Below are 19852 nucleotides of genomic sequence, written 5' to 3' on the forward strand. Positions count from 1 at the left end.
ACCACTAGTTAAGTTCTTGTGAAACATCTTTCTTCTTTTTTAGCTTTGCATACAAAAGGGTTCCAATGAACGGGACGATGAGTACAATGACCATCCCTATCGCAAATGCGCCCCAATATTTCGGGATAATGGAGAAGATTCCTGGAATGCCTCCAACACCAACTGAGCTTGCCAGCACCCCTTGAGAGGCGATAAACATACCAGCTAAACCAGAGCTAATAAGTGCAAAAATAAATGGGAATCGATAGCGCAGGTTGACGCCAAACATCGCTGGCTCGGTAATTCCTAAGTAAGCGGAAATACTTGATGTCAGTGAGAGCCCCTTTTGCTTTTCATCTTTTAAAACAAACATCATCGCAAGTGCGGCTGATCCTTGTGCGATATTAGACAGTGCGAGCATCGGCCATAGAAATGTGCCATGCAGTTTGGAATTAATCAATTGAATATCGACAGCGAGGAACGTATGGTGCATCCCTGTAATCACTAATGCAGCGTACAATCCGCCGTATAATAGACCGCCAAGTGCTGCGAATTGCTGGAATACAGCCACAAGTCCAGATGTTAAAACGTTTCCGATCGCAAATGTAACAGGTCCAATGACGATAAAGGATAAAAAGCCAATGACTAATAACGTAATCGGTGCAACCACTAACAGCTGAATACTTTCAGGTGTCCGTTTTGTGATAAATAATTCGAGCTTCGCTAGTAAATACGAGGCAACGAGTATCGGAAGAACCTGCCCTTGATAGCCTACCTTTTGCACTTCAAGTCCAAACAAATTCCAGACAGGAATCTCACCAGATTTTTCAGCCGCTCCATAGCCCCACGCATTTAATAAGTCTGGGTGTACAAGCATCAGCCCAAGGACCATCCCTAAGAGCGGATTTCCTCCAAACCGCTTCACTGCTGACCAGCCGATTAATGCGGGCAGGAATGTGAAGGCAGTGCCTGCAATCAAGTTGATCATATTCGCTAAATCAGCCCATGCCGGATACACATCCACAATCGATTTTTGATCAAAGAAAATATCTGGAGCTGTTAAAATATTATTAATCCCCATTAATAAACCGGCTGTGACGATGGCAGGAAGAATCGGAATAAAGATATCCGCAAGCGTTTTCACAGCACGCTGCAATGGATTTAATTTTTGATCAGAGGCACGCTTAACGTCCTCTTTTGTGGCTTCCCCAATGCCTGTCTGTTTCACCATTTCGGCATATACCCGATTGACGACCCCTTGGCCGATCACAACTTGGTATTGACCGTTCGCTGAGAAAGATCCCTTCACTTCTTCTATTTGTTCAAGTGCTTTCTCGTCAACCTTTCCTTCATCTTTCAGTACAAAGCGCAGCCTTGTCACACAATGTGTCGCTTGATCAATATTTTCTTTGCCGCCGATGGCTTTCACAATCTGATCTGCTGCTGCCTGATAATCAGCCATGCTATCCCCTCCGAGATCGTTTTTTATAAGAAAAAAGAACCAAAAAACTTGTATATACATGTTTGTTTCTTATTTTATATTTGTATATACATGTAGTCAACAACAAAATGTAGCGCTTTCATAAAAAAAGCTCCCTCAATGTGCTCAGGAGAGGCAGCGTGTCATCATCTTTTTTTATGCTCCGTTAATTTTTCGTAGACCCTGTTTTTATAAAAGGAGGAGGCTGGACGGGCAAAAGTTTGACGCTTAGATGCGAGTTCATCCAGGCGTTTTTGTTTTTCTTCACATATGAGAGAAAGTTTTTTTCTTTCCTCTCCGTCTATACTGGAGTGAAGCAGCTCTTTGACGGTCATGAGTTCTTTTTTCAGTGCTGTTTCTTCCCTAGCAAAGCCAGCATTTTTCATCATCCTGTAGCCCATTCTGAGTTCTTCAGGTACATGAGCAGCATCATCTTTAGGCAGGGGTTTCCCAAAGCCAGATAATCCTTCAAAAGCCCCGTGATCCATCGCTTTTTTAATCCGTTCTTCTGATAATCTCTGCGCAAAATCCATGGCGTTTCTCCTTTCGTCTGAAACGATTTGATTAAGCATAGCAAAAAAGCTGACTCTCTCACAAGAGTCAGCTTTCTCGTTATTTATTGTCAATTTTGAAGGTAGAAACCATCTGTGCTAAGTCCTCTGACATATCAGAGAGCTGTTCAATCGCACTTGAAATTTGCTGCATGCCAGCACTTTGCTGTTCTGTTGCTGCCGCTACTTCTTGAGAGCTGGCGGCGTGTTCTTCCGATACAACCGAAATTTGTTCAATCGATGTAGAAATCGTTTGATATGCTTGCTCTACTTGCTTAATAGAAGCAAGCAAATTGTTCGTTCTTCTTGAAAACTGAGATACGCCGTCGTAAATCACAGCGAAGTTTTGTGACGTGCCTTCCATTTGTTCACGTCCTTCTTCCACTGCTTTACTGCTTTCCTCTACGCTTTCAAGAACACGCTGACTGTTTTCCTGTGTGCCGATGACGAGGTCTGAAACGGTTTTAGCCGCATCCGCTGATTGCTCAGCTAACTTACGCACCTCATCTGCCACAACAGCAAACCCTTTTCCTTCTTCTCCAACACGTGCCGCTTCAATTGAAGCATTCAGTGCAAGCAGATTCGTTTGCGCTGAAATGTCCGTAATAATCGAGATGACACTTTCAATCTCCGTTGAATGAGATTGTAATTCTTCTGCTGCCTGCTTTGAGTTGGTCATCTTGTCATGTAACATATTCAGATGCTCAAGCACATGATTCACTAGTTTTTGACCAGATTCTGACTGCTCTTGTACGTCAGATGAAACAGATTTCATTTCATCGACTTCTTTTGTGACACCTTCGATTTGAGTATCGATCTCTGCAACGGATGTTGTACAATCCGTAATATTTGCGACAGAATCATTGATTCCTTCACTCATATTCGTCATGGCTTCTGACACTTGCTGCGCACTTTGACTCGATTCATTCGTTACGGTGCGAAGCTGTGAGGACATTTTCGACACTTCACTAGATGAGTTTGAGATCTTCGCAATGAGCTCTTTGATCCGCCCCTGCATCTTTTGGAAGGATGCGGCAAGTTGACCGATCTCATCTTTACTTTCAACCTCTACCATTCCAGTTAAATCACCGTCAGCAATTCGGTTCGCTGATTCCATCAATGAACGTGCTGGTTTCGCAATTCTTCTGCCCATGATAAAGGAGAAAAACAACCCACCGATGAGCACAATAGCAGATGCAACCGTGATATAGATCGTCAGCTTCTTCGTTGTTTCAGGCACAACAGACGCATCTAAATCAATTCCTAAAATCCCTGTCAGCTCACCGCCTGAATCCTTGATTGGCAAAAAGACTGATTTATGTGTACCAAATGAGTCTTTGTAAATATCACTTTTGATCATTTTATCTTCAGAAAGTGCTTGTTTCATCTCATCTGAAAAGGCATAATCTTGATCAAAATCATTTTCTTCCCCAGTTAATATAATAATTCTTTCTTTGCCGCCTTTATTAGATAGCACGTATAAGTTCTCAAGCGTATGATCTTCTTGAAGCTCCTTGAATTTCTTTTTGACCTCCACATAAAGGGGATCATCCTTCCCGCTAATGCCAAGAACGTTTCCATCCAAATTATCGATTTCTTTCTTTGCAGTATCAATATCTGTTGTTAATCGATAATCAAATTGCTTTAATAACTGGGATGATAAATCCTGGCTGACTAGATAAAATGTTAAAACGAATAGTGCAACGGTTGCAAGTAATGTTACGACAACGACTGACATGATTTTAGAGGATATCGTGTATCCTCCAAATTTCCTTTGTTTCGCCATTTTTTCCTACATCTCCACTCTCAGATTTGATTTAAGCATGTACATGTTCAAATTGTCCACAAACAGATGCGATCACATCTTTTAAATAAGATACGATATGTGGGATATGCTCTGGTAACGTATAAGGTGAGATGACAAAAAACTTACTAACACTTAGATAGAATTCTTGTCCTTCTTTTGCATTTACAAGTAAAAACTTCGTTGTATCGCCAAAGAACATTTCGTCTCTTTTCTCTCCAAGCTTTTCAAACAGCATTTTGTTCAATTCATTGTTCCGCTCAATTTCCATTGCAGTCGCTTCGCCTGAAATTTCTTCTTGAAAGCGCGGTGAGCCGTCTAGGTAAATTCTAAATAATGTAGCCATTCCGACGTTGTCATCATTCACGACTTCTGCTTGCGGAATTTCTTGACTGAGTGCTTCTCTGAAGGCAAGGTTCACCTCTAGGAATTGACCGAGCAAGCGCTGGTAGCCTTCAATTCCAAACGTTAACAGCACACTCAGCATACTGATAGAGCTTCCCATTCTTGAGCATTCCAGTGTATAACCCGTATGGTATTCGCCGTAGCCTCTATGACCAACATATGGTGTCTCTTGTTCTTCCAGATCTAAACGCTTTAGGTCAGCAGCATTTTTCACTAAGAATAAACTAGATGTGTAAGGTGTTTGGCCGAGCTTTTGAAAGTCAAAGCACATCGTGTCAGCAAGAGAAAGATGCTGGAATTTCGCTTTGATTTCTTTTAGCATACGAAGAACACCGTCTGAGAATTGCAGCGGGTTTTCAGCTACATCATACTCATTAAAGAAAGCAAAGAATCCGCCAAGCGCTGAATCCGCATGAATATGCGGCACCTGTAGACCATACTCCTCAGCAATGGCTTCTGCTGTTTCACGTACCCCTTTTACATCATCAATTGCAATGGCATCTGTTGTTCCGGTTGTTGCGACAATATAAACGGGAATTCCGCCATTTTGTGCAACACGTTCCATTTGACAACGCAAATCTTCCATATCCATCGAATGATCTTTATTCGTCTTAATTCTGATCAAGTTGTCTGTGCCAAGTCCTGTTGCTTCCATTGACTTATATAAGCTGTAATGTGCAGCATCAGAACAAAACGCATAAAGATTTTGCGGGACACCTTTTCGCAGTGACTCCGGCGCAACTTTTGCAATCGCTAAACGTAGTCCTGAGAAAATGGCTCCCTGACCTCCCCATGTTGTATATCCCCCGCTCACACTTGGATCATATCCGATGAGCTTAGACATCATTGAGACCACTCTGACCTCAGCTTCCGCTCCTGCTGGTCCATAAACATCCCATAGGTTGTTTCCATTTACCAGCATGGCCGTCAGCATGCCTAGAATTCCTGGTGTACTTGCCATTGGCAAAATGTTCGTGAAGAAATACTTTGTGTGGTATGGATGGTTATGTAAAAGCTTCAGTAATTCTTCATTCACAAGTTCCGCTTGTTGGCCGTTCACCGGAATTTGACTTGTTTCAGTGAGCTTTTGGTAAAAATCTTCTCCACGATTCTTTTCACCCTTTAGGTGTGCACGGTTCGGATCTTTCAGGTGATCGACCCCTGAAACAATCTGCTCCATCAATTTGATGAGTTCTTTACGCTCTGCTGCATTTCCGTCCTCACTCGGAAACCAGTTCTGAACGAGGTTCTCTGCTCGTACAGTCATATACTATCAATCCTTTCAATGGAAGATTTCCTGTCAAAGTCTATATCGACCCCAATTTAAAAGTTTATAGTCTCGAAATGTTCACTTAAGTATATTTAGATAATTTGTTCATTCATTAAAATAAATAAAACCCTTACAAAACACATCGAAAACATTATGTTGATGAAACAAAAAAATATATTGATATATCTCATCACAGGAAATTTCATCCATGTTCCTCCTCCATTCTTTTTCTCATTTTTTTTACTTAACCTGCATAAACATTAAGAAACACTGGAAATACTCTCTAAATCATCATTGTAGAAACCAAATTAATTCTTTAGACTTGTGTCTTTTTTCCTGTTTTATTGATATAGCAACTGGGAAATTGCTGAATTTTCTGTTAATAATAGGATGAATTTCATAAAAAGTTTTTCGAAGAGCGAATATTTTCGTTTTCTTCCCTTTTATTGCTCGGACAGGCTGCTGACGCTCTTCTCCGGTTAACACTTTTCTATTTGAGCATTTCATGGTATATTCTAATGGTTCGTTTTCTTTCGTTCCGCCTCTTCCGTGTATCGGAGAAAAGGAGTGTTTTTATGAAAACATTTATTCAAAAACGAGGCCTCGGCTTCTTTGTTATTGCAGCCATCTTACTTTGGCTCAAAACGTATTCAGCGTATTTAATTGAATTTAAACTTGGTATATCAAATGTGCTTCAGCATATTTTGCTTTTCGTGAATCCTATTAGCTCCAGCTTGTTCTTTCTTGGCTTTGCTTTATTGTTCAAGAAAAAATGGCAGCCTGCCGCTATCATTGTGATTCATTTTTTCATGTCTTTTTTACTATACGCAAACATCGTGTACTATCGATTCTTCAATGACTTTATCACGCTGCCTACCGTGATGCAGGCAGGAACGAATGGCGGACAATTAGGTGATAGTGCATTTTCACTCATGCGTTGGACTGATATGTTTTACTTTATGGATACAATCATTTTGATCGTACTCGCAGTCCGCATGAAAAAGCAGCAGCAAACAAGTACAGCTACTGTACCTGTTCAAAAGTCAAAATCGTTTAGACTCGTCCTTGTGTCCTCTGTTGTGATCTTTGTGATGAACTTAGTCGCCGCAGAGATTGATCGACCAGAGCTTTTATCAAGATCGTTTGACCGCAATTATTTAGTTAAATATTTAGGTGCTTATAACTTTACTGTGTTTGATGCCATTCAAAATGTGAAATCAAACAGCCAGCGTGCTCTGGCAAATTCAAATGACGTGACAGATGTAGAGAACTATTTAAAAGCGAACAGCGCTGATCCTAACCCGGCGTATTACGGGAAAGCGAAAGGCATGAACGTGATCACCATTTCTCTTGAATCTCTGCAAAACTTTGTCATTGATTACAAAGTAAACGGAAAAGAAGTGACGCCATTCCTTAATTCATTGGCACACGACAACCAAACGTTTTACTTTGATAACTTCTTCCATCAAACAGGACAAGGAAAGACGTCTGATGCTGAATTTATGATGGATACTGGGCTATTCCCATTATCACAGGGCTCTGTTTTTATTAACAAAGCGCAAAACACGTATCAAGCACTTCCTGGCATCTTGAAGAAGGATCAATACACGTCAGCAGAATTCCACGGCAATACGAAAACCTTTTGGAACCGCAATGAAATGTTTAAGTCGTTTGGATATGACAGATTTTACGATTCTGAGTACTACGATATGAATGAGCAAGATACGAAGAACTATGGGCTGAAAGACAAACCTTTCTTCAAAGAATCCATGCCAATGCTCGAAAACTTGAAGCAGCCGTTTTATTCGAAATTCATTACGTTATCGAACCATTTCCCATTTGGAATGGATGAAGGTGATACCGATTTCGAACCTGGTGACTTCGGAGACTCTGTCGTCAATAACTATTTCCAATCGGCTCATTATTTAGATGAAGCCATTGAACAGTTCTTCAACGACTTGAAAAAATCAGGTCTCTATGACAATACAGTCGTCATTATGTACGGAGACCATTACGGCATTTCTGAAAATCACAATGAAGCGATGGAAAAAGTGACAGGACAAAAAATCGGAGATTATGAAAATGCGCAGCTCATGCGTGTGCCGCTCTTTATTCATGTACCAGGGGTAAAAGGCGGACAGATTCATAAATACTCTGGAGAAGTCGATATCGCACCAACCCTTCTGCACCTGCTCGGCGATGATACGAAGAACTATTTAATGTCTGGTTCTGATATCTTATCGAAGAACTTCAAAGAGCTTGTGCCATTTAGAAACGGTGACTTCGTCTCTAAGGACTACACAAAAGTAGGCAATAACTATTACAGCAACAAAACAGGCGAGAAAATTGAGCCGACTGATAAAGCATCACAAGAAAATGAAACGGTGAAAAAGATGCTGGAGACATCTGATAAGATCGTCACCGAAGATTTACTCCGTTTCTACAAGCCTAAAGGCTTTACACCGATTGACCGCAATCAATATGACTATACAAAGAAAGTACAGGATGAAGAAGATTCCTCTTCCGCCAAAGATGAATCCAGCTCTTCATCAAAATAACTTTCTCATTTTAAGAACCAGCCGATCCCTGATCAGCTGGTTCTTTTCACGTTTGACCGCTATTGCACCGGGTATAGAAAGAAGAAGGAGGGATTTATCTTGAAAAAAACAACCGCTTTTGTCGTGACTGCTTCACTCGCTTCGTCCGCCCTAATTGGTTTCAGCCCTGCGGTCTCAGCACACGCCATGACCAAAACAGCAGTAGAACAATCCGTTCCTCAAGGTCCGAAAACCACATTAAACAACGTGTATGAGCTGGCACATAAAGGACAAATGCCGTACTATGCAGAAGGACTAAAAATTGGTGTTCAAACAAAAAAAGACGTTCATCATAAACTAGGAAATCCATATCCAGAAACAGGTCACAGCAGCTTTGATTTGTATCATGCTGAAATGGGGAATCCGGGATTTGCTTTTCATTATGATGCAAAAGGCAAAATTGACGAAATCCGTTATTTCGGTACAAATGTAGAAAAAGAAACGAATATCGGCGGGATGACCCCTTCCCTATTAAAGAAACAACTTGGACCAGCGGATTCGGTCAGCACCATCCCTCAGACAAAAGAGAAAAAATACGTGTATCGAACTGGAGATTATGAGCTTGAATTTATCGTCGGCCATGACCCAGATATAAATCAGCATAAACTCACCGTCCTGCATATTAACCTGATGAAAGCCGATTCCTAAATAAAAAAGCATCCTGAGCAGAAGCTGAGGATGCTTTTTCTTTATTATGAAGCCACTTCTAAATGCGGCTTTCTTTTCATTGTTCGTTTCAAGACTGGACCTGCGACATAATCAAGTCCAAATTTGCCTGCATTCCCTTTCGCTGTCATGATGACGATGGCAATGAGCAAGAGAAGCGGGTTGACAGAGACGGTACCAGCTAGTAAGAAAGAGACATTCATCACGCTTCCGAAAAAGGCTGCGGTTGTTGTGAACAATCCAACGATTAATCCTAGACCTACTAAGATTTCTCCCCACATGACCATGGCACTGAATAGTCCCGCATTCGGCAAAGCGACATTTTCTAAAAACCATACATAGAACGGATACACTAGATGGCCATCTTTGACAACAGGTTCAGCTATCGCAAATTGTAAATATCCTGATGCATCGAATCCGCCTGTTAGTTTTCCTATACCAGATGTCAGCCAAGTCCATCCGATATAAAGTCTTGCTGCCAAAAGGATAACCGCTGCCCATACATTCGTTTGTAAGAATTTTGTAAACATGATGATGCCTCCTTTTAATTTATGTGAAATATTTCACATTCTCTTTATGATCTTATTGTACTATGCCGTTTCTAATTTGTGATCTTTTTCACATATATATTCACAAATTGTTCATGAATATCTATGTGAGGTAAACTTTTCCCTTGCTAAAACCGTCTAAGTCATTTCAGACAATAAGAAGGGGTTTAACTTTGTATGAAAACATTATTCCATTTTGCTTACTTACAGGCGATGTCGTGTCTATTCCCTGTCATGATCTTTGCGGCGCTTGTCCTATCAAAGATGGTGGCTATTCCTTTTCTTCACCGGTATGATTTCATTCTACTGCTTTGCCTCCTGGCACAGATTCTCATGCTGACGCTTCGGCTGGAGACATTGAATGAACTGAAGGTGATTTGTCTATTTCACCTCATTGGAATTGGCTTAGAAATGTATAAAGTACATATGGGTTCTTGGTCCTATCCTGAAGAAGCTTATACGAAGGTCTTTGGGGTTCCGCTCTATAGCGGGTTTATGTATGCGAGTGTAGCAAGCTATATTTATCAGGCACTGTCCCGGCTTCAAGTGCAGATGGCTTCATGGCCCCATCCGTTTTTTTCAATCGGGATCAGTTTGTGCATTTATCTCAATTTCTTTACGCATCATTGGTTCTATGATCTCAGGTGGTGGCTGACATTGCTGCTTGTTGTCGTGTTTCGAAAAACGTCCGTCTCGTTTCAGGTTGGCTCTTCTACCTTTCGAATGCCGCTTGTCGTCTCATTTCTGCTGATTGGTTTCTTCATTTGGATTGCCGAAAATGTCACCACCTTTTTAGGAGCATGGCAATATCCAAATCAACAGCACGCTTGGTCTCTCGTACATCTTGGGAAAATCAGTTCTTGGTTTTTACTTGTTGTCATCAGTATTGTGCTGGTGATCGAACAGCGCAAACAAAAAAACGTTCAGCCCATTTGACCTGGCTGAACGCTTTTTTCAATCTCGATCGACTTCCTTGCGGAGATCATCTGCGACAAATTCTACATTCGTTCCAATGATGATTTGTACGGAGGTTTTCCCTGAAGTCAGTACCCCTTTGGCACCTGCTTTTTTCAATGTGCCTTCATTTAATAAATGTGTATCTTCTACTGTTAAACGTAGACGAGTGGCACAATGATCAATCGTGGTGATATTGTCTTTGCCGCCAAGTCCCTCTACAAGCATACTCGCACCTGCCGTCTTCGTATCATCGGCTGCAATATCTTCAATGTCATCATCTTCCCTGCCTGGTGTTTTGAGCTTTAACAGTTTAATGAGGAAATAGAAAACGACAAAGTACACAATGCCATAAAGCACCCCAACTCCGAGCAGCATGAGTGGTTTTTGTGCGATGCCAAAGCTTAAAACGTAATCAATCGCTCCTGCTGAAAAGGCGAAGCCGCTATGAATTCCAATGGTGTTCACAATAAAGAGCGAAAGACCTGTTAGCACAGCATGGACACCATATAAGAGTGGAGATAAAAACATAAATGAAAATTCAATTGGTTCAGTGATCCCTGTAATAAATGACGTAAGCGCCATCCCAATCATCAAGCCAGCTGTAGCTTTTCGCTTTTCAGGCTTTGCGGTCACAACCATGGCTAGACATGCCGCTGGCAGACCGAACATCATCACTGGGAAGAACCCGGTCATAAAGACACCCGCACTTGGATCTCCTTTAAAGAATCGCGCTAAATCCCCTGTTGCCCCGCTGAATTCCCCGAATTGAAACCAAAATAAGTTATTCAGCACATGATGAAGCCCTAATGGAATGAGCAATCGGTTAAAGAAACCAAACAGCCCTGCACCCGTCGCACCAAGACTTAAAATCCATTCCCCTAAACCATTGATCCCGCTTTGAATCGGAGGCCAGACATATCCGAAAACGGCTGCTAATAGAATGGTGAAAAGTGCGGTCATAATCGGCACAAGCCGTCTTCCGCTAAAGAACCCTAAGTATTCCGGCAGTTTTGTATCCTTGAAGCGATTGTACACATACCCTGCCAATAGCCCGCATAAAATACCGCCCAATACCCCCATATTGTTCGTTGAGTTAATCGACGTTGTACCAGCTGATAAAATAAAATAAGAGATCGCACCTGATAATGCCGCTGCCCCATTACCATCCTTTGCAATGCCGATCGCTATACCCATTGCAAAAATTAAAGCCAAGTTTGCAAAAATAGCATTCCCTGCCGCATGAATAAACGGGATATCGAATACATCCTCCCGCCCAATAGCCAAAATAATCCCTGCTGCCGGAAGCACAGCGATTGGAAGCATAAATGATTTGCCTAGCTTTTGAAAAAACTGAAACACCATTTGCCTTCTCCCCCTTTGTCTTCATCATGACCAAACGTTCATGATGTTCATAAAAAATATATCATATGCACATCTAGTTATCTATACCAATTTGTCCACATTCATTTGACATTCCGCTCTTTACTCTTTTCGCGTAAAATGTGGTAAGCTATTGAATAGAATGAAGTTATAGAAAGCGGGAATGAACAGTGATTGTCAAACATGATCATGAGTTAGAAGCCTTAAAAAAAGTCGGTCGAATTGTCGCTTTGGCAAGAGAAGAAATGAAAAGCCAAGCGAAACCAGGCATGTCTACAAAAGAATTAGATTTGATTGGAAAAAAAATATTAGAAGAGCATGGGGCCAATTCGGCGCCTGAAAAGGAATATGACTTCCCTGGGACGACTTGTATCAGCGTGAACGATGAAGTTGCACACGGTATTCCAAGTGAAAAAACCATTTTACAAGAGGGCGACCTCATCAATATTGATATCTCAGCAGAGCTGGACGGCTATTATTCCGATACCGGCATTTCATTCGTATTAGGTACAGGTGATGCTCGTCTTGAAGCATTATGCCAGTGTGCAGAGGATGCGTTCCTCGAAGGATTAAAGCATGCAAAGGCCGGTAAAAGACAAAATCAAATTGGCCGTGCAGTCTACAATACAGCCAAAGAACAAGGATTTACCGTCATTAAAAACCTAACAGGACACGGCATCGGGAAAAGTCTGCATGAAGCACCCAACCATATTTTGAACTATTATGATCCATTCGATAATGCTTTGTTTAAGAATGGCACAGTGATCGCCTTCGAACCTTTTATTTCAACAAATGCTGAATCGATTTATCAGACTGATGACGGCTGGACATTTAAAACACCAGATAAAAGCCTAGTGGCACAGATTGAACATACTATTGTGATCACAAAAGACGAACCCATTATTTTAACGAAGCTGTAAGCCAGCAGGTCCCCTTCTTCACTGGAGGGGTTTTTTTCGTTTCCCTTTCACGAATCTGTCACGACTAAACAAAAATGCCTGTGGTAAAATAGGCAAAGATATGCGAAAGGGGTCTTATTTGATATGTGGTTCATCATCATAGGAGTTATCTTTTTGATAGAAAGTATCATCTTAACGGTTGTAGGTATTAAGAAAAAACAATCCATGATGACTTATCTTGGTATTGTCATCATGATTATGACGGTCGGCATGATCATCGTTACCCTCAACCCGCCAAATTCATAAATGATTATTTCCAGCATATACATGGATCATAGGCAGATAGAATCAGTTTTCATTTCTTAACCCCTGCACACTTTTCACGTCCTTTTTTGAGATGTTACAATGCAGGCAGTTTCAATTGAAAGGAGTTTTCTATCATGCATTATGGTAGCAAAGGCTGGTATGTCGAAGAATTAAAGAAGCTTGGTGTGACCAAGCATGAAGGAAGAAAGCTTCAAAGCTTAAAAACATATTTCCTTGCAAATCTTCTTGAGCAAAAGAAACCTAGCTCATAAACGCTTAAAGCCGTACATCAGTATAAGATGTACGGCTTTTTTTAAATGTGCTGAACTCGTTTTTCTAAAGACTTCCTCACCACATCTGCTAAGGCATCTACTTCAAGAACGGCTTTCAGCCTCTCTGGACTTGTTTGACGATATTTGACTTCGTTCACTTCATGGACTGTAATGTGATGGGGCGCTTTTTCTACTAATACAAGAGAACCATCAGGCGGCACTATGCCTTCTTTCAGCACCCGTAAATAAAAGCCGGTATACCCCGTTTGCTGTACTTCCTTGACAAGCTTCATGTTAGCGTGCTTAAAAGATAGTTTCACACACGGCTGTCTTGGCTGGCTCACTTCAACAAGTGCTTCTCCAAGTTGAAAGACATCGCCAATACGCACCTTCGTCTCGACTAGCTTGCGCACTGTCAGATTTTCGCCAAACGCAGCTTCCTGTAATGTAACCCCTAAAAATTGCTCGAAGTAAGCATAATGATCATATGGAAAGACGCAGACTGCTTTATCATATCCTCCATGATGAACCAAATCACCTTGGCCATCTCCCTCAAAATTGACCTTACTCAAATACACAGGCTCATGAATACGCTTTTTGTTGATGGCTGTTTTGATTTCTTTTCCGTTCGCATAGGTCGTGATGGGTTGTCCTACTTGGATTCCTACTATGTCATATCTCTTCTGTCCCACGATGACCATCTCCTTTGGTTGTCTCATGCCTATTATTTTACATCGTTAGACAATTAAATCATAGTCGATGCGTGAAGGTCAGTTACATGCTATGGTACGATGAGAAAAAAGGAGAGATGACATTGATTCATTATCATGCCATTGTCGCAGGACGGGTGCAGGGAGTCGGTTTTCGCTATTTTGTTCAAGGAGAAGCCGTCAATCGCGGGATGAAAGGCTGGGTACGCAACACAGATGAAGGTCATGTCGAGTTAAAGGTAGAGGGTGAGCAGCAAAAGGTGCTTGATTTCTTAAAGACCGTTCGAAAAGGAAGCCCTTTTTCAAAGGTCACAGATATGCAGATGGAGCCGCTCACTGAATTAGCTCATTATAAGGATTTTCGAATAAGGTAATCAAAAAACCTAGCTCTCGCTAGGCTTTTTCTGTCCCATGGTAGGGCTTTTCCTGATAAAAATAATTCGGCTTCACAATGGTATTGTCGTAATGCTTGTGGAAGATGTGGGTAGCAGCTGGTGATACTGGCGGAATCAGCCATGTCCAGTCCCCAGTCAGCTTGCGGTCAGCCTTTTCTTCCTGCTTTTCAAACTGTTTGAATTGATGTGCTGCTGTATGGTGATCAACAATGGTCACCCCTGCTTCTCGGTAAGAATGGAGAACCGCCACATTCAACTCAACAATGGCTTTGTCCTTCCAAAGCGACGCATTCTTTGTCGTGTCCATTCCTAAAATAGAAGCAACTTTTTTCAACATATTGTAGCGATTTTCATCGGCTAGGTTACGTGCGCCAATTTCTGTACCCATATACCATCCGTTAAACGGTGCCGCATTGTAATGAATACCGCCAATCTCTAATTTCATATCAGCAATAATCGGAACGGCGTACCATTTCAATCCTAAATCACGAAATCCTTCATATTCAGGATGGGTAATCTCGACTTCTTGGACGATTTCTTTCGGAAGCTCATACAGAACTGGCGGCTGATCCTTTAGCTGAAACATGAGAGGCAGTATATCAAAATGCGTGCCTTCCCCTTTCCAGCCATGGGCTTCACACAACGTTGTTAATTCAAGAGATGCCTCGTCGCCGATGATGCCATACTCCGTCTCATAGCCTGCATAACGAACGAGCTGATGATTATAAATGACGACTTCCTTTTGCGAATGATTTTCTGGAGAAAAGATCGTAATGGATGGTTTGATTTTCCCACCATTTGTCGCATACTCAATATGATGAAAGAGTGCCTCTTTCACCTCTTCTTCTGTCTTCACATGCCGGCAGTCGTGAACTTGCAGGGTTGACCAAAACAAACGGCCAATGCAGCGGTTGCTGTTGCGCCACGCCATTTTCGCCCCGTGCGCCAATTCCTCTTGTGTGTGAGTATACATCCCTTCAGAGTCAATTTCTTGTTTTATTTCATGCAGACGTGCTGCTTTCTCTTCATTTGACTTGCTTAATTCTTCATAGCATAAAGAAATAAAAGCTTCTGCTTCATTCCACAACGCTTCTTGATTACTCAAACATACTCGCCTCACTTTAATACGAATATATCCATTGTAGCGGTTTCTATTAATAAATTCACTGGTTTCAAACCATTTTTTATCATATCATCCGACCATTGTCCTTAGAGCGCGGATGAATCAATCCGTTTAAGGGTCTGCTCGAGCCAGCGGACATAGCCTTTTTCTCTTTCAATTGCCCTTGTCAGCACTAAGTAATGCCCAAATTGCGCTGAATGAAGCGATTCAGCGGCAGGGTCTTCCTCCGTTAAAGCGTGCAGCTTCTGTTCTAGCATGTCTATTTTTTTGGTGCGCTCTAGCAGTTGATGTGTAAACAAGTCAGCCGCTTCTTTGTTGTCCATGGAAGAGATGAAAAATGTTTTGAGCATGAATTCATCCTTTGTTGTTTCTGGTATCGGGTCTTTTGTCCTTAACCACTGATGCAATTCTGCTTTCCCTGCCTCTGTGATTTGATAGACCTTCTTCTCCAGCTTCTTTCCTTGTATACGAATATCAAATTCAATAAACCCTTCTTCTGTGAGACGCTTCAGCTCAGGGTAAATTTGGCTGTGCTTCGCGCTCCAAAACTGTCCAAGGGAATCCTTAAAATGTTTGGTTATATCATATCCCGTCAGCTCACACTGATCTAGTAAACCAAGAATGGCATATTTTAAAACTCTCATAATGTGCCTCCAACGCTTATTCTTTGACAATAGTATACCATAGACTTTAAAATAAACATGTAAATCATGACATGTTTGAAATAACATCATTCTAATGAAAGAAGGAATAAACATGGATCAATTCGTTGGACTTCATATGATTTATACGTATGAAAATGGCTGGGAATATGAGATTTACATTAAAAACGATCACACCATTGATTACCGCATTCATAGCGGAATGGTTGGAGGCCGCTGGGTCCGTGATCAAGAAGTGAATATTGTGAAGCTGACAAAAGGCGTTTACAAAGTTTCTTGGACAGAACCAACTGGGACAGACGTCTCTCTGAACTTTATGCCTGAAGAAAAACGCATGCATGGCGTCATCTTCTTCCCAAAATGGGTGCATGAACGTCCAGATATCACAGTTTGCTATCAAAATGACTATATCGATCTCATGAAAGAATCTCGTGAAAAATACGAAACCTATCCAAAATATGTTGTTCCAGAATTTGCGGACATTACGTATATCCATCATGCAGGTGTAAATGACGAAACCATTATCGCCGAAGCACCATATGAAGGCATGGCTGATGAAATACGAGCTGGACGAAAATAAAAAAGCGGCACGCACTGTGCCGCTTCTAGATTGTAGACAAAGGGCTAAAATGATGTTTATTTTAGCCCTTTTTTATTTAATGCCTAACGTCTTTTGAGATAGCAAGAACCGGTACACTGGCAGTTCATCGCCCACTTTTGAAGCAATAAACCCAGATGACATATAGCTGTCTTTTGATTCTGGTTCAAGGGCAATTGACAATAAATTCGTTTGCGGCTGCGCCGTGATATATACCTTTGTCCCTTTTGGCAGCTGACGTTTCTTTTGGGTGAGTTTTGTTTCAAGCTGAATATCTGTTTTGCTCTTTTCGTCTCGTTTTGTTACTTGATAGGCTTGTACCGGTACTTTCACGCCGACAGGCAATGTGACACTTTTTAACCCTAAAGTTTGTAGCTTCCGTTCTACCCCTTCATGCCCAGGTAAAACGAGATAAGCTGTCGGTCGTTCTCTCGACATGACAGGAACAGCATCGCTCGCACTGTGAAAGCGTACAGGGACATTGATGGTCTGTCCTTTTTCAATATCCACCATTTCAAGCGAATCATCCATCGGCGCTTTGAAATCATCTTGAATAACCACTTGATCGTCATCATTTGATTGAAGTCCTTTTTTCACCAGCTTCAGTCGCTCCGTCACCATTTGCTGCTTCACCTGCTTAGCATGCTTCACCGTTGTTTCAATGATTTTTTCATGTGTGGTGACTTGTGCTGCGACGCGGCGGGTAAAATCCTCTCTTCCAATTCCAATCCCTCTGCTTTCTACAAGAAAGGATAGCGCTGGCGAGAGCGCCAAGGCATTTCGGCCAATTCGTGCATCCGTTCCGCCTTCATAGAGATCGATCTTTCCATCCTTTCCTCTTGTGCTTGTATAATATAAATCATTCGAAAATCCTTGATTTGTCAGCGTTTCACGGACGCCGCTCACATATAATTCATTTGACGTGAGCCGGATGCTTTCTGGAATATTCAAGTTCTTGCCTGATAATATCAGTAAATCGTGATATTTGAGGGCACCCGCTGAGCCGATATCATCAAACTGCTTTTGTCCCACATCGTATTCATGGGCATCAATGACTACTTCTGGTGCATACCGATTAAATTCTTGATGCAGGGCTGTGAGCTCTGGAGATTCTAATGTCATATGATCACGGTTTCCATCCGTTCCGTTTGCAAGCCTGCGGTCAAACGCATAAGAACCATCAGGATTGATTCTCGGGACAATGATCATATTCACATGATTGAGTATACGCTCTCCTTGTTCACCTGCTAATCGTTTTGCGATGACGAGAGCAGATTCACCGGAGGCTGGTTCATTTCCGTGTATTTGTGCTTGAAGCCAGATCGTTGGCTTTTTTGAAAGTGGAGAGATATGACGATCCTTTGTAAAGTAGAGAGCTGAAATGGACCGTCCTTCAATGGATGTTCCAATCTGTTTCTGCGTAGCGTAAGGACTTTTGCGAACAATATCACGTAAGAATTCTTGAAGCTCTTCTTGTGTCGTAAAGGCTTCTCCTTTTTTCTGAAAGGCAGGGGTGTCGAACGTCTCGTCAGGTTCAGGGTATAGCTTCTTCACTGAGGCCGGCTGTTCATAACTCTTTCCAAAATAAGGGGTATCTGCATGAGCTGAAGCTGGGCTCACCATCGACAAACTTCCTGCTATGAGGCATACAGCAGTAAAAAGAATCGTGCCTTTTCGGTTGGACATGCTATCCTCTCCCTTCGTTGATTTGCATTATAAAGAAAAAAACAGTAAAAGTGTCAGTATTTTTCAAAAATATATCTTTTGGAGGAACAAGAGTGTCTTTGTATAGGGCAAACGAATCGAGCCTGCTCGGCAATATGACCTAAAAAAAGTGCCTGCTCAAGTAGCAGACACTCTTTTATTTACCAAATGGAGATGGCCCCAATAAGTATCGACATGACCGTCATGGTGACGACTGCAAGTACAGCCCATTTCATGCCAAACTTCTGATGCTGATCCAGTGATACCCCAACAAGTCCAACAAGTAAATGAGTCGATGGAACAAGTGGGCTTAGCATATGAATCGGCTGACCAATAATAGAAGCTCTCGCGATTTCGATTTTATCAACACCGTATGCTGCCGCTGTTTCTGATAGGATCGGCAGGACCCCATAAAAGTATGCATCATTCGGCATAAAGAACGTAAATATCCCGCTCGTTAACGCAACAATGACTGGAATGAAGCCGCCAAGCTGCTCTGGAATGGCAGATACAATCGAAATCGCCATTTCATCGACCATTTTCGTTCCAGTTAAGATGCCTGTAAAAACCCCTGCCGCAAAAATCATGGAAGCAATGGCTAAGACGTTGGTTGAATGAGCCGCAATCCGTTCACGCTGCTGTTCAAGGTTCGGATAGTTCACGATAATCGCCACACAGAAAGCAAGAACAAATAGAACCGTTAAGCTGACTTTTCCTGAGACAAGAAGGAGCACCAATAACAACGTAAGCGTCAAGTTAAACCACCAAAGTTTCGGCCGCTTGATGTCATCCTGTAGTGCCGCTGCCATTTCATTTGCATGAATCGGCTGGTCGAGCTCAATGACACCAAGACGTTTTCTTTCAGACTTCCCAAGAAAGTATGCCACCACAATCATGCTCAAAACCCCTGCACCAATGACTGGAATCATCGGGCCAAATAAAAGTGAAGGATCAACGCCAAGTGCACTCGCCGCTCTAGGTGTGGCACCTCCCCATGGAATCGTATTCATAATCCCCATGCCAACTCCGGCAATCCCCGCTAAAATAATCGGACGGATGCCAAGCAGCGTAAATAACGGAAGCATCGCTGTTGTTGTAATCATGTACGTTGTTGTCCCGTCACCATCAAGTGCAACAAGCATGGTCAGGACAGCTGTTCCGACGACAATTTTTAATGGATCACCTTTGACAATGTTTAAAATTTTCGCCACCATTGGATCAAATAAACCAGCATCAATCATAATGCCAAAGTACAAAATCGCAAACATAATCATGACCGCTGTCGGCGCGACTTGCTGCACACCTTTGACAATCATGTCTGAAATTTCAGTAAAATGAAAACCTGCAATAAGAGCAAATGCAATTGGTGTTAACACCAATGCCGTTAAAACAGACATACGTTTCGTCATAATCAAAACCATAAATACAACCATCATAAGAAATCCTAAGATTGCTAACACTTTGTTCACCCCTTATGCTGTATACGCTTTCATTAAATGTTGGTATCCCATTTCCAACCCTTTCTGTCATGATATCTGACGTTGAA

19 protein-coding genes are annotated in these 19852 nt (G+C 41.9%); 8 read left to right on the forward strand and 11 right to left on the reverse strand.

The genetic code is table 11. The features are described from left to right. Positions 1-4: 4 nt before the first annotated feature. From treP to C6347_RS16625, 4 genes are all read right to left on the reverse strand, one after another. A complete protein-coding gene (gene treP / locus C6347_RS16610) occupies positions 5-1441 on the reverse strand; it encodes a PTS system trehalose-specific EIIBC component (RefSeq protein WP_034665169.1) in 1437 nt (478 codons plus the stop codon). Positions 1442-1605: 164 nt separating this feature from the next. Continuing rightward, the gene (locus C6347_RS16615) at positions 1606-1992 is read right to left on the reverse strand and encodes a DnaJ family domain-containing protein (protein ID WP_106071866.1); all 387 of its coding nucleotides are present in this window, start codon (positions 1990-1992) and stop codon (positions 1606-1608) included. A gap of 79 nt (positions 1993-2071) precedes the next feature. After that, positions 2072-3796, reverse strand: coding sequence for a methyl-accepting chemotaxis protein (locus C6347_RS16620; protein WP_034665174.1), 1725 nt, complete (start codon positions 3794-3796; stop codon positions 2072-2074). Positions 3797-3827: 31 nt separating this feature from the next. Beyond that, positions 3828-5486 carry a pyridoxal phosphate-dependent decarboxylase family protein gene (locus C6347_RS16625; protein WP_106071867.1) on the reverse strand — a complete coding sequence of 553 codons (1659 nt, stop codon included), beginning with the start codon at positions 5484-5486 and terminating at the stop codon, positions 3828-3830. A 578-nt stretch (positions 5487-6064) separates the two neighbouring features. Here C6347_RS16625 and ltaS point away from each other — a divergent pair. Together ltaS and C6347_RS16640 are read left to right on the forward strand one after the other, a co-directional pair. Next, positions 6065-8047: a lipoteichoic acid synthase gene (gene ltaS / locus C6347_RS16635; protein ID WP_034665184.1), complete on the forward strand. Its 1983-nt coding sequence runs from the start codon at positions 6065-6067 to the stop codon at positions 8045-8047. Positions 8048-8146: 99 nt separating this feature from the next. Further along, positions 8147-8734, forward strand: coding sequence for a YjgB family protein (locus tag C6347_RS16640; RefSeq protein ID WP_060595763.1), 588 nt, complete (start codon positions 8147-8149; stop codon positions 8732-8734). A 44-nt stretch (positions 8735-8778) separates the two neighbouring features. Here C6347_RS16640 and C6347_RS16645 read toward each other — a convergent pair whose 3' ends face one another. After that, entirely contained in the window at positions 8779-9282 is a 504-nt protein-coding gene (locus C6347_RS16645) for a DoxX family protein (protein WP_066031172.1), read from the reverse strand. A gap of 195 nt (positions 9283-9477) precedes the next feature. Here C6347_RS16645 and C6347_RS16650 point away from each other — a divergent pair, with 195 nt between their 5' ends. Further along, positions 9478-10236, forward strand: a complete 759-nt coding sequence (locus C6347_RS16650) for a DUF817 domain-containing protein (protein WP_106061768.1) — start codon at positions 9478-9480, stop codon at positions 10234-10236. A gap of 18 nt (positions 10237-10254) precedes the next feature. Here the strand turns inward: C6347_RS16650 and nagE are convergent, their stop codons facing one another. Beyond that, positions 10255-11616 carry an N-acetylglucosamine-specific PTS transporter subunit IIBC gene (nagE, locus tag C6347_RS16655; RefSeq protein WP_223250510.1) on the reverse strand — a complete coding sequence of 454 codons (1362 nt, stop codon included), beginning with the start codon at positions 11614-11616 and terminating at the stop codon, positions 10255-10257. A gap of 191 nt (positions 11617-11807) precedes the next feature. Here nagE and map point away from each other — a divergent pair, with 191 nt between their 5' ends. The 3 genes from map to C6347_RS16665 all read left to right on the forward strand — a co-directional run bounded on the left by map (position 11808) and on the right by C6347_RS16665 (position 13114). Beyond that, on the forward strand, positions 11808-12557 hold the full coding sequence (gene map / locus C6347_RS16660; RefSeq protein ID WP_044139748.1) for a type I methionyl aminopeptidase: 750 nt from the start codon (positions 11808-11810) through the stop codon (positions 12555-12557). A 123-nt stretch (positions 12558-12680) separates the two neighbouring features. Continuing rightward, a complete protein-coding gene (locus tag C6347_RS19520) occupies positions 12681-12842 on the forward strand; it encodes a hypothetical protein (protein ID WP_003214360.1) in 162 nt (53 codons plus the stop codon). A 134-nt stretch (positions 12843-12976) separates the two neighbouring features. Next, positions 12977-13114, forward strand: coding sequence for a YflJ family protein (locus tag C6347_RS16665; protein ID WP_003214303.1), 138 nt, complete (start codon positions 12977-12979; stop codon positions 13112-13114). 41 nt (positions 13115-13155) lie between these two features. Here C6347_RS16665 and C6347_RS16670 read toward each other — a convergent pair whose 3' ends face one another. After that, positions 13156-13806 (reverse strand): MOSC domain-containing protein, encoded by a 651-nt coding sequence (locus C6347_RS16670; protein ID WP_060595758.1) that lies wholly within the window; start codon positions 13804-13806, stop codon positions 13156-13158. Positions 13807-13928: 122 nt separating this feature from the next. On the opposite strand from C6347_RS16670, the gene C6347_RS16675 reads away from it, so the two are divergent. Beyond that, positions 13929-14198, forward strand: coding sequence for an acylphosphatase (locus C6347_RS16675; RefSeq protein WP_034665208.1), 270 nt, complete (start codon positions 13929-13931; stop codon positions 14196-14198). 19 nt (positions 14199-14217) lie between these two features. Here C6347_RS16675 and C6347_RS16680 read toward each other — a convergent pair whose 3' ends face one another. Further along, positions 14218-15324 carry a nitric oxide synthase oxygenase gene (locus C6347_RS16680; protein ID WP_060595757.1) on the reverse strand — a complete coding sequence of 369 codons (1107 nt, stop codon included), beginning with the start codon at positions 15322-15324 and terminating at the stop codon, positions 14218-14220. A 104-nt stretch (positions 15325-15428) separates the two neighbouring features. After that, positions 15429-15986: a PadR family transcriptional regulator gene (locus tag C6347_RS16685; protein ID WP_034665213.1), complete on the reverse strand. Its 558-nt coding sequence runs from the start codon at positions 15984-15986 to the stop codon at positions 15429-15431. Positions 15987-16098: 112 nt separating this feature from the next. Between C6347_RS16685 and C6347_RS16690 the strand changes: the two genes are divergently transcribed. Beyond that, positions 16099-16584 (forward strand): phenolic acid decarboxylase, encoded by a 486-nt coding sequence (locus C6347_RS16690; protein ID WP_106037184.1) that lies wholly within the window; start codon positions 16099-16101, stop codon positions 16582-16584. Between the two features lie 72 nt (positions 16585-16656). Here the strand turns inward: C6347_RS16690 and C6347_RS16695 are convergent, their stop codons facing one another. Together C6347_RS16695 and citM are read right to left on the reverse strand one after the other, a co-directional pair. Next, complete coding sequence (locus C6347_RS16695; protein WP_106071869.1) at positions 16657-18288, reverse strand: M14 family metallopeptidase; 1632 nt, start codon at positions 18286-18288, stop codon at positions 16657-16659. Between the two features lie 179 nt (positions 18289-18467). Then, positions 18468-19766, reverse strand: a complete 1299-nt coding sequence (citM, locus tag C6347_RS16700) for an Mg(2+)/citrate complex secondary transporter CitM (RefSeq protein ID WP_060595755.1) — start codon at positions 19764-19766, stop codon at positions 18468-18470. Positions 19767-19852: the final 86 nt, after the last annotated feature.

Source organism: Bacillus sp. NMTD17 (genome assembly GCF_002998735.1).
GTDB lineage: Bacteria > Bacillota > Bacilli > Bacillales > Bacillaceae > Bacillus.

Bases quoted from the DNA above. Each gene is read 5' to 3' on its own strand.
- treP (WP_034665169.1), bottom strand. From the start codon at position 1,441: ATGGCTGATTATCAGGCAGCAGCAGATCAGATTGTGAAAGCCATCGGC.
- C6347_RS16615 (WP_106071866.1), bottom strand. From the start codon at position 1,992: ATGGATTTTGCGCAGAGATTATCAGAAGAACGGATTAAAAAAGCGATG.
- C6347_RS16620 (WP_034665174.1), bottom strand. From the start codon at position 3,796: ATGGCGAAACAAAGGAAATTTGGAGGATACACGATATCCTCTAAAATC.
- C6347_RS16625 (WP_106071867.1), bottom strand. From the start codon at position 5,486: ATGACTGTACGAGCAGAGAACCTCGTTCAGAACTGGTTTCCGAGTGAG.
- ltaS (WP_034665184.1), top strand. From the start codon at position 6,065: ATGAAAACATTTATTCAAAAACGAGGCCTCGGCTTCTTTGTTATTGCA.
- C6347_RS16645 (WP_066031172.1), bottom strand. From the start codon at position 9,282: ATGTTTACAAAATTCTTACAAACGAATGTATGGGCAGCGGTTATCCTT.
- C6347_RS16650 (WP_106061768.1), top strand. From the start codon at position 9,478: ATGAAAACATTATTCCATTTTGCTTACTTACAGGCGATGTCGTGTCTA.
- C6347_RS19520 (WP_003214360.1), top strand. From the start codon at position 12,681: ATGTGGTTCATCATCATAGGAGTTATCTTTTTGATAGAAAGTATCATC.
- C6347_RS16665 (WP_003214303.1), top strand. From the start codon at position 12,977: ATGCATTATGGTAGCAAAGGCTGGTATGTCGAAGAATTAAAGAAGCTT.
- C6347_RS16685 (WP_034665213.1), bottom strand. From the start codon at position 15,986: ATGAGAGTTTTAAAATATGCCATTCTTGGTTTACTAGATCAGTGTGAG.
- C6347_RS16690 (WP_106037184.1), top strand. From the start codon at position 16,099: ATGGATCAATTCGTTGGACTTCATATGATTTATACGTATGAAAATGGC.
- C6347_RS16695 (WP_106071869.1), bottom strand. From the start codon at position 18,288: ATGTCCAACCGAAAAGGCACGATTCTTTTTACTGCTGTATGCCTCATA.